The 8,753-nt window shown below is 47.4% G+C and carries 12 protein-coding genes; 9 read left to right on the top strand and 3 right to left on the bottom strand.

The window, feature by feature from the left end; translation table 11 throughout:
* Positions 1–162 precede the first annotated feature (162 nt).
* Positions 163–330, top strand: coding sequence for a helix-turn-helix domain-containing protein (locus AB7D94_RS14840; RefSeq protein WP_420266743.1), 168 nt, complete (start codon positions 163–165; stop codon positions 328–330).
* 5 nt (positions 331–335) lie between these two features.
* Here the strand turns inward: AB7D94_RS14840 and AB7D94_RS14835 are convergent, their stop codons facing one another.
* Complete coding sequence (locus AB7D94_RS14835; RefSeq protein WP_420266741.1) at positions 336–1,406, bottom strand: histidine kinase dimerization/phosphoacceptor domain -containing protein; 1,071 nt, start codon at positions 1,404–1,406, stop codon at positions 336–338.
* Between the two features lie 85 nt (positions 1,407–1,491).
* Here AB7D94_RS14835 and bamD point away from each other — a divergent pair, with 85 nt between their 5' ends.
* The 6 genes from bamD to AB7D94_RS14805 are packed head-to-tail and all read left to right on the top strand — an operon-like array spanning position 1,492 to position 6,110.
* Positions 1,492–2,301: an outer membrane protein assembly factor BamD gene (gene bamD, locus AB7D94_RS14830; RefSeq protein ID WP_420266740.1), complete on the top strand. Its 810-nt coding sequence runs from the start codon at positions 1,492–1,494 to the stop codon at positions 2,299–2,301.
* Positions 2,298–2,921: a precorrin-2 dehydrogenase/sirohydrochlorin ferrochelatase family protein gene (locus AB7D94_RS14825; protein WP_420266739.1), complete on the top strand. Its 624-nt coding sequence runs from the start codon at positions 2,298–2,300 to the stop codon at positions 2,919–2,921. The genes bamD and AB7D94_RS14825 overlap by 4 nt, the downstream gene beginning before the upstream one ends.
* On the top strand, positions 2,921–3,406 hold the full coding sequence (gene moaC, locus AB7D94_RS14820; RefSeq protein WP_420266738.1) for a cyclic pyranopterin monophosphate synthase MoaC: 486 nt from the start codon (positions 2,921–2,923) through the stop codon (positions 3,404–3,406). The genes AB7D94_RS14825 and moaC overlap by 1 nt, the downstream gene beginning before the upstream one ends.
* On the top strand, positions 3,403–4,023 hold the full coding sequence (locus tag AB7D94_RS14815) for a phosphoribosylanthranilate isomerase (RefSeq protein WP_420266737.1): 621 nt from the start codon (positions 3,403–3,405) through the stop codon (positions 4,021–4,023). The genes moaC and AB7D94_RS14815 overlap by 4 nt, the downstream gene beginning before the upstream one ends.
* Before the next feature lie 57 nt (positions 4,024–4,080).
* Positions 4,081–5,487, top strand: a complete 1,407-nt coding sequence (locus tag AB7D94_RS14810; RefSeq protein WP_420266736.1) for a B12-binding domain-containing radical SAM protein — start codon at positions 4,081–4,083, stop codon at positions 5,485–5,487.
* A 35-nt stretch (positions 5,488–5,522) separates the two neighbouring features.
* Positions 5,523–6,110, top strand: coding sequence for a DUF4337 domain-containing protein (locus AB7D94_RS14805; protein ID WP_420266735.1), 588 nt, complete (start codon positions 5,523–5,525; stop codon positions 6,108–6,110).
* A gap of 347 nt (positions 6,111–6,457) precedes the next feature.
* Here the strand turns inward: AB7D94_RS14805 and AB7D94_RS14800 are convergent, their stop codons facing one another.
* Positions 6,458–7,165, bottom strand: coding sequence for a cell envelope integrity TolA family protein (locus tag AB7D94_RS14800; protein WP_420266733.1), 708 nt, complete (start codon positions 7,163–7,165; stop codon positions 6,458–6,460).
* A gap of 195 nt (positions 7,166–7,360) precedes the next feature.
* On the opposite strand from AB7D94_RS14800, the gene AB7D94_RS14795 reads away from it, so the two are divergent.
* Both AB7D94_RS14795 and AB7D94_RS14790 read left to right on the top strand, forming a co-directional pair.
* Positions 7,361–7,759, top strand: a complete 399-nt coding sequence (locus AB7D94_RS14795) for a hypothetical protein (RefSeq protein WP_420266732.1) — start codon at positions 7,361–7,363, stop codon at positions 7,757–7,759.
* 23 nt (positions 7,760–7,782) lie between these two features.
* On the top strand, positions 7,783–8,160 hold the full coding sequence (locus AB7D94_RS14790; RefSeq protein ID WP_420266731.1) for a hypothetical protein: 378 nt from the start codon (positions 7,783–7,785) through the stop codon (positions 8,158–8,160).
* Positions 8,161–8,443: 283 nt separating this feature from the next.
* Here AB7D94_RS14790 and AB7D94_RS14785 read toward each other — a convergent pair whose 3' ends face one another.
* A complete protein-coding gene (locus tag AB7D94_RS14785; RefSeq protein ID WP_420266730.1) occupies positions 8,444–8,623 on the bottom strand; it encodes a hypothetical protein in 180 nt (59 codons plus the stop codon).
* Positions 8,624–8,753 lie beyond the last annotated feature (130 nt).

The following is an 8,753-nucleotide window of genomic DNA, read 5'->3' as shown; positions in this document are numbered from 1 at the left end:
TGCACACTCACAGGCGCACGATTCCGGACAAGCCGGAATGACAAAAATAAGGGAGACAATTTCTAATGCGTTTGCCCTGGGGGTTACCCCCCCTTCGTCGTTAATCTTTTGTCTGTTAGTTTGTTTACTTTACCTCCCCGATTATTATATCATGCCTAACGTGTGAAGACACTCAGGGAATTAAGAGAGCAGGCGGTTGCCCTTGCAGAGGTCAGGGCTATCACCAGGGCGCTAAAACTCTCGAAGGGTAATAAGTCCACTGCTTCAAGGATTCTTGATATTGACTACAAAACCCTGCTGACGAAGATTAAGAAGTACAATATATCCTGACGCTTTCATATGCGGGTTGCGTATTTCAGTTCATCGAATGTTATCTTAAACACGGTTCCTTTTGTCCTGTCAAGGATGATTTTGCCATGAAGCTGCGACTCAGCAATACTGCTCACAAGCTGCAAGCCCAGCGATTCCGTCATCCTGAAGTCAATATTCTTGTCCAGCCCTATCCCTGTGTCGCCAACTATCAGCTCATATACGTTGCCTTCCATTTCCCTTAATCGTACGCTGATTTCCCCTTTTTGGCCCTTTCTAAAGGCATATTTAAGCGAATTAGAGATCAGCTCATTTATAACCAACCCGCAGGGAATCGCCGTATCTATGCCCATAGATATTTCAGCGGTGTCTATATCAAATTTAATATCCTTCTTATTGACCCCGTATGAACTGAAAAGGCCGGAGCAGAGATTTTTTACATAGTCTCCGAAATCAATGCGCGACAGGTCTTTTGAGTTATAGAGCTTCTCGTGTATCAGGGCCATTGAACGAATCCGGTACTCACTGTCTTTGAACATTGCTGAGAGTTTGTTGTCCTTTACATATCTGGCCTGAAGCCTCAGAAGACTCGATATCACCTGCATGTTATTTTTTACCCTGTGGTGGATTTCCCTAAGCAGCACCTCTTTTTCGTTAAGCGAGGCCATCAATGCCTCGTTTAGTTTGATTATCTGGCGCTGCCGGTATATGGTATCAGCACATATGGCCAACATTTTTTTCAGGGTTTCAAGTCTTACAGGTTTTACTATGTACTTATCAATGCCTACATCTATGGCCGACATTAGAAATTCAATGTCGTTGTGTGACGTCGTAACAATGATGTATGCGTCGGGATTTATCTCCTTTATCGCCTTTGACATCGCTAAGCCGTCCATAACCGGCATTCTGATATCAGTAATGACTATCTCAGGTCTTTGCCTTTTATAAAGTTGCAGCCCTTCCATACCGTCTGCCGCAAAAAAAACCTCCCCCGCGTACTTGGAAAGAAACCGTGCAAGGGCCTTTCTCGCCGTGGCGTCGTCCTCTACATACAGAATGGTCAGCTCCTTATGAAGTTCCCCGCCGGATGCTTCCATGTTCTACTCTAACACCTTCTCCCTTTTTTTTAATTTATCTTCAAACCTGAAAAAAAATACCTCGCGGAATATGTTACCATAAGAAATGAATAAAAAAATATTGACTTATGTGTGCCATAAGATATTTAATATAAGGGTGATGTCCAAGACAACAAGGTTATTGATAATAGCGGCGCTGACTCTGGCTTTTTGTGTGGCGTGTGCGAAGGAGGTCGTTAAACCGGCCTATGAAAACCCGAAAGACTCCTACGCCAAGGCGATACAGCTTATTGAAGACAAGGAATACGACGCCGGCCGGGGGCTTCTCGTAGAGATTACCAACAGGGACACGGTAACAGAATATGCCCCGCTGGCACAGCTTAAGATTGCCGAGTCATACATGAAGACAGACGAACCTGAGGTAGCACTTGAGGAATACCGGAAGTTTCTCAAAAATTATCCTGACAACAAGTATTCCTCTTATGCCAAGTATCAGGTAGCCACATTGACGTTTAATACCATTGAGGGACCGGACAGGGGTTACAAGGCGGCCTATACCGCCATAAAGGAGTTCCAGGGTCTGAACGAGCAATACCCAAGAAACCCATACAAGGAAATCGTCCCGCTGAGAATCGAAAAGAGCCGCAATGTCCTTGCGGAACACGAGTTCTACGTAGGTGAGTTTTATCTAAAAAAAGATGCCTTCTCAGCCGCCCTGCGAAGATTCAATGTCATAATAAGCAAATATCCCGAATACCCTGACATGGGAAAGCTCTACTACCACATGGGTCTGGCCTACAAAGGTATGGGAGACTCCGCTAAGGCAAGGGAGTATATTGAGAAGGCCAAAGGCAGCACCAACGACACTGTACTCCTGAAAAAGATTGACAAGGAGTTATCTAAGCTCAAGTCTTGAAATACTATCCGGTTTTTCTTAACCTTACAGGGAAGAAGTGCGTAGTAATAGGCGGTGGAAAGGTGGCTCAACGTAAGGTATCGTCTCTTCTAAAAGCTGGTGCGGTTGTTACCGTGATTAGCCCGGCGCTTACACCGGGGCTGGCCGGACTCAAAAACCGCGGCGCTATCAGGCACATTGACAGGCAGTACGAGGACGGCGACCTCAGGGGTGCATTTTTGACCGTCTCGGCAACGGGCGCGGTTGGATTAAACGACAAAATCACCGGCGGCCTTGTCAATGCCGCAGACCAACCCGAGAAATGCGATTACATCGTCCCATCTCAGATAACATGCGGGCAGCTTGCCATTGCGGTTTCGACCTCCGGCATTAGCCCTGCCCTATCGCGGACAATTGCGGCTGAGCTGCGGCAGATGTTCGGCGGGGATTTCTCCTCATATCTGTCATTTCTGAAGAAATTCAGACAAAAGGTAATCGCCTCCAACACCGAAAGGACAGCGGACAAGACCGCCCTGCTAAAAATGGCGGGAAGCAGCGCCTCTGTTGCGGCAGTGCGGGAGGGGCGGCTGAAGGAATTAAAGGCCAGGCTATCGAAAATGCTCAGGGAATTATCGAAGTGATGGAGAAAAAAAACCTTACGCACATAGATGAGTTGGGAAACGCGAGGATGGTGGATGTCACAGAAAAGGCCGCAACCCGCAGGGAGGCCGTGGCCGCGGGTTCGATAACAATGGCGGCGGCAACCTTGTCGCTCGTAAAAACAGGCGGCCTGCCAAAGGGAGATGTCCTTTCAACGGCACGCATTGCCGGCATAATGGGGGCAAAACAGACGTCTAACCTCATACCCATGTGCCACCCCATAATAATTACGTCTATAAAAATTGAATTTCTGATAGACGACGAAAGAAAATCAATAGAGGCAGTGGCCACCGTAAAGACCGTAGGCCAAACCGGCGTGGAGATGGAGGCCATTACAGCGGCCACTACCGCGTTATTGACTATTTATGACATGTGTAAGGCCGTTGATAAGGAAATGGAGTTAACAGGCATTATGCTGATAAAAAAAACGGGCGGCAAAAGCGGCCAATTTGAGAGGCGGTTATGATAAGGGTAAAGATTTGTGGCATTACAAATATGAGAGATGCTATGGCGGCGGTTGATTTTGGCGCCGACGCCCTCGGTTTCGTATTCTACGATAAAAGCCCCCGGCATATAACGCCGGAGACGGCCGCCGAGATAATTGAGGTGTTACCGCCATTTATCACAACCGTAGGGGTATTTGTTGACGAGACAGAGAAAAAAATTAATAAAATCAAGGAGGCCGCTGGTTTTGACGTCGTCCAGCTCCACGGCAGCGAACCGCCGGAGATGGCCGCGTTCTGGCCAAAGGTCATAAAGGCGTTTCGAATTAGGGATTTCACAGACCTTGAGCCGCTGTCAAAGTTCGATGTATGGGTAACGGCATTCCTTCTCGACGCATACGCCGAGGATTCATTCGGCGGCACGGGCAAGCTCTTCAACTGGGAGATAGCCGTGGAGGCGCGCCAGTTCGGCAATATAATCCTCTCCGGTGGGTTAAACCCTGACAATATTGAGGCCGCCGTAAGAAAGGTCTCCCCCTATGCGGTTGACGTAAGCTCAGGCGTTGAGGCATCCAAAGGGAAAAAAGACCACGTCAGGATGAGACAGTTTATAGAGAGGGCAAAAAAAACGGCTCTATAAAAAAACAGCTTGCATAAACTGTCATTAATGTGGTAAGATCAATAAAAGAGAGATTGAGTGGAAATTAAACGTATTTCGTTCATAGAGGCAAAGTCGCCGGGAAACCACATATTCAGTAAGTTTCCGATACCGAGGGTAGGTACAATACTGCTTTCTACGATACTAAGGGGCAGAGGGTATGAAGTTAAGGCGTTTATTGAGGATGTAGGCCGCCCCGACTGGACATATATCGAAAGCTCCGACATTGTATGTATCTCTACGATAACCTCGACCGCGCCCAGGGCATACAAGATAGCCGAGAGGGTTAAGGCTATGGGGATACCGGTAGTTATGGGCGGGGCACATACCACGTTTCTGCCAGAGGAGGCCCTTGCGTATGTGGATTATGTGCTGCGTGGTGAGGCAGACCATTCCATCACCGCGCTGTTTGATTACCTTGAGCATGGCAAGCCTTCAATAGACGCCATAGCCGGGCTTTCATATAAAGATGCCGCCGGAAACTGTCTCCACAATCCAGACAGCAGTCGTGTTATGGACCTTGACTCGCTGCCCATTCCAGACGTTACGCTGGTGCAGGAATGGAACCGCATGAAGATATATCCTGTCTCCACATCAAGGGGATGCCCGTTTAACTGTAAATTTTGCTCCGTTATCAGGGTTTTCGGAAGGCAGTACCGTTTTAACTCTGTCGAGCATTCACTTAATGAAATTAAATACGCCTGTGCTAAAACGAAGGAAAACATATTTTTTGTTGATGATAATTTTTCAGCAAATAAGAAACGCACAAAGGAACTGCTTAGGGCACTTATAGCGGAGAAGATCAAACCTTTTTGGTCGGCGCAGGTGCGTACCGACGTGGCGAAAGATGAAGAACTCCTTCGTTTGTTTGCCGATTCGGGCTGTCACATGCTCTATATCGGTTTTGAATCCATCAATCCCGTCACGCTGGAGAGTTATAACAAGGGACAAAGCCTTGATGAGATCGTCAGATGTATTAAGACCGTTCAGGCCCACGGCATTGAGATACACGGGATGTTCGTCCTTGGCGCTGACACCGACGATGTGGACACGATTAAAAAGACGGCGGACTTCGCGATAAACCTTGGCATAGACACTGTTCAGTTTATGATTCTGACGCCCTTACCTGGCACCCCATTTTTCTTTGAGATGCAGGAATCAGGCAGGCTTCTTCATACCGACTGGAGCAAGTACGACGCCCATCATGTTATATATAAACCTACGCTTATGAAGCCGCAGACACTGCACATGGAGACATTTAAGGCAATGGGGCGTTTTTACTCGTGGAAATACATCGCAAAACATGTGGCGAAGCTCGATTTCTTTCACGTTGCGGTCGGGTTTTACGGGAAGAAGGCCGTCAGGGAGGCCCTTGATGAGGCGAAGGACTACTTTGCCGCCCTGAGCGGCGTACTGGACTGCCCCGAGACGCATGTTACCGCGTAAACCGCTAAAACTATGGTCGGGGCGGGTATAAGATTATGGAAGAGATAGAGATACCGAATCCCGAAGAACTCAAAGAAAAGAGAAACGATAGATTCTCAAAGAGAATCGCCCTTGTCACCGCCCTATACGCCGTGTTTCTTGCCATCGCCTCATTAGGTGGAAGCCACGCGATGAAGGGGCTTCTGGTCGCCTCACAAGAGGCATCCAACCAGTGGGCATATTACCAGTCGAAGGCCACCAGAGAACATGCGGATAAGATTCAAAGACAAGTCCTTGAGGCACACCTTCTTGAGATGAAAGATACAATGAAGCCAGCAATTGTAGAAAAATACGAATCTACAATAAGGACATTCTCAGAGGAGGAGGCCCGCTTCAGCAAGGAAAAACAGGAAATTGAGCACAAGGCCAGAGAAATCTCAATTGAACGCGACAAAAACAGCAAGAAAGACCCCTACTTTGAATATGCGGAGGTGCTGCTTCAGATTGCCATAGTCCTTGCCTCGGTGGCGATTATTTCGCACTCGCACCCCGTGTTTTACACGTCTGTGTGTTCAGCCCTCACCGGGATATTCATGGTGCTTAACGGTTTCTTTCTTTTTGTAAACATCCCATTTTTGGACTGAGAGTAAGTTTCAAACATATGATATGTTGTTCTATGCTTAAAATAACTGGATTCCTGCTTTCGCAGGAATGACAGACCAAAGAATATGTAATCTTTGACCTAATTTCGTTATTAGAAAAAAGTCATAGGTCGAAATGCCAATACAGTGATAGGCATATAACTATGTGTATTACATGTTTTGACTTTTTTTGTAAAAAATAATTATGACACAGTCTGTTCGCAGGAATGACAGAATAAGACACGACCACATCCTGTCATAGTGCGCTTGCCCCGACACACCTGCTGAACCACGCCGCCGAATCGAGCTATTTGAATGTCTGCCTTACTTACGCCTACCCTGCCCTTTTTTCAGCTTCTTTTCTTGTATGGCCTTTTTGCTTTAGGCTCCTCATCGCTTTTAGGGGCAGCCTTGGATGTGACCGTCTTCTTTTCGGCCTTATCGGCTGCAACTTTGACAGACTTTTTTACCTCGGCCGCGATGTATTTTTTCACCTCTGTCTCGTAGGGCTTTTTTACTTCGGCCGCAGGCTTCTTCGCTTCCGCACTGTCTGGCTTCACGGACTCAACCGGCTCTTTCACCTCAACCTCAACCGGCCTTTTTGCTTCAATCGGGGCTGGTTTCACTACATCTGGTTTTAGCTCAAATACCGGTTCTTTGTGAGGTGCGCCATAAAGACGCCTTGATGCCTCAAGCATATCGCCGATGTATCTCTGTGTATCTTCCGAGATAGCAATACCAACTTTTTCCATGTCCTCCAGCAGCCTCAACCAATCGGCATGTTCCCACATCCCCCTGGTCTCCTCTATAAAGCGGGCAATACCCTTAGGGACATCGGTAACAATCCTGAGCATCTCATCTTTGCTCGTCTTAGAAAAATACAATTTCTTGAGTGATTCCACTGTCGTGCCAAGGTTATATACGATGTCGCCTGACATCTCATAACCCATACGCTGCACCTTCGACACCAGCCTCTCCCATTCCAAATGGTCCCACGTACCTTTCTGCATGTCCACAAACTTCCCTACCGTGTTAATTAGATCGTCGAATTTCGCCATTTTTCGATTTCTCCTTATCGCTTTTCAAAGATAGGAAATGATAACATTTACCAGTTGATTTTGACAATCGGTTTTTTGGCATTTTTTTTTGACCGCTTGCGATATTGCCTCGTCGCGCGTCTGTTAATTTGCCCGGGTTTTGTTATATATTAATGAAGTGGCAATTGCCGGACACTATCGGAGGCGGCATATAAGATGGACTTCTCACCCGCGTATATCGGGATGTGCGAAAAGGCGGTATTCATTCAGCAGATATGGAATGTCGCGTATGGAGATTTTTACTGCGACAAAAGCGCCGTGTTCGCAACCAGAGACGTCAGCGCCAGCATATCGCTTGTTGATGACAAGGTGCTGATAGACGTAATGAATCAGGGATTCAAACGGTCAAAGGCCGTGTGGCTGCCGCGGCAGGACCAGTTGCAGGAACTGCTCAACATCACCGAACCGCTTGCGGTAATCCAAATGCTGAACGAGTTTCTGAGCGTTGTGGACGATGACACAAGGCGGCGGTGGACTTCAATGGAGCAACTCTTACTCTGTGCGTACGCGCTGCGAACCTACAAAAAGACATGGACGGGTGCCGATTGGAAATAAAATCAGGAGGGGGTTATAAAAAGATGGCCAAAGTTAGAGGTGCTGGTGGGACATCGGGCGGCATAGGCAGTTTCTTAATGGGCCTTATAATGGTCATTGTGGGCGGTTATTTACTTTTGAATCACGTGATTGTGAGTTCAGGCGGCTGGTACATATGGGGGCACTCGGCCTTTGGGATGACGTTAATCCCGTTGTTATTCGGGATAGGGATATTGTTTTTTAATGGCGGCTCGATTGTCGGCTGGGTCCTGACGCTGGGCGGGGGCTTAATAATATTAGTTGGTATAATCACCCGCCTCGACATCTACTTCCGCCCGACAAGCCTGTTTAATACACTACTGATGCTCACAATGCTCGTCGGGGGAATAGGGCTTGTGGCGCGCTCGCTAAGGGAGCACTAAGAGTTTAAAATCCTTGCCAATAGCACATTAGCCCTTGATATGGATTCCCATACCCTTGAAATCAATCCTTTGCCGGATAGCCCAAACTTTCTAAAAATGAGCAGCTTAATATAATCGGCTCCAGCGTGTGTGCGGTGGGGACGACAATCGGATTCCACTACAATACCGCACACCTTGCGTCAGACGCGCTACAAACCACGCCCTTGCGCTTTTCTATTAAGCCCAAGCACTGCAAAATATAAGACTACCTGTGGCTATCCTGTTAAGCCATTTGGTTGTTTTCTCAGGCGTATAGATTAACCTTACTCCCTGTGCCTTCAGGGTTATTGTTTGTAGGCTTGACATTCTGGGCCGGTGGCGTGGTTTGAGCTGCGCCCTGAACGACTTCAGCCTTTACCTGTGAGTGAAAGGCCTTGAGTGTCGCAAGTGGATCACCGTTTATGACGCTTACATTACTAACCATAAATAGCCTCCATAAGTTTTAGTGGTTAGCCACTGTAACATATCTGTCCTGCATATCACAAGTCTATTTGGGCTGTCTGTCGTACCAAAGTAGAAATGTCCTATTCTTACCAAAATAGAAATGTCCTATT

Source organism: Candidatus Magnetominusculus dajiuhuensis (assembly GCF_046044395.1).
GTDB lineage: Bacteria > Nitrospirota > Thermodesulfovibrionia > Thermodesulfovibrionales > Magnetobacteriaceae > Magnetominusculus > Magnetominusculus dajiuhuensis.
Note: the sequence above shows the minus strand (reverse complement) of the source record. Positions and strands in the feature narration are given on the sequence as shown.

What these genes read in the sequence shown, in the direction of transcription:
- AB7D94_RS14835 (WP_420266741.1), bottom strand. Translation starts at nt 1,406, where the DNA reads ATGGAAGCATCCGGCGGGGAACTTCATAAGGAGCTGACCATTCTGTAT.
- bamD (WP_420266740.1), top strand. Translation starts at nt 1,492, where the DNA reads ATGAATAAAAAAATATTGACTTATGTGTGCCATAAGATATTTAATATA.
- moaC (WP_420266738.1), top strand. Translation starts at nt 2,921, where the DNA reads ATGGAGAAAAAAAACCTTACGCACATAGATGAGTTGGGAAACGCGAGG.
- AB7D94_RS14815 (WP_420266737.1), top strand. Translation starts at nt 3,403, where the DNA reads ATGATAAGGGTAAAGATTTGTGGCATTACAAATATGAGAGATGCTATG.
- AB7D94_RS14805 (WP_420266735.1), top strand. Translation starts at nt 5,523, where the DNA reads ATGGAAGAGATAGAGATACCGAATCCCGAAGAACTCAAAGAAAAGAGA.
- AB7D94_RS14800 (WP_420266733.1), bottom strand. Translation starts at nt 7,165, where the DNA reads ATGGCGAAATTCGACGATCTAATTAACACGGTAGGGAAGTTTGTGGAC.
- AB7D94_RS14795 (WP_420266732.1), top strand. Translation starts at nt 7,361, where the DNA reads ATGGACTTCTCACCCGCGTATATCGGGATGTGCGAAAAGGCGGTATTC.
- AB7D94_RS14790 (WP_420266731.1), top strand. Translation starts at nt 7,783, where the DNA reads ATGGCCAAAGTTAGAGGTGCTGGTGGGACATCGGGCGGCATAGGCAGT.
- AB7D94_RS14785 (WP_420266730.1), bottom strand. Translation starts at nt 8,623, where the DNA reads ATGGTTAGTAATGTAAGCGTCATAAACGGTGATCCACTTGCGACACTC.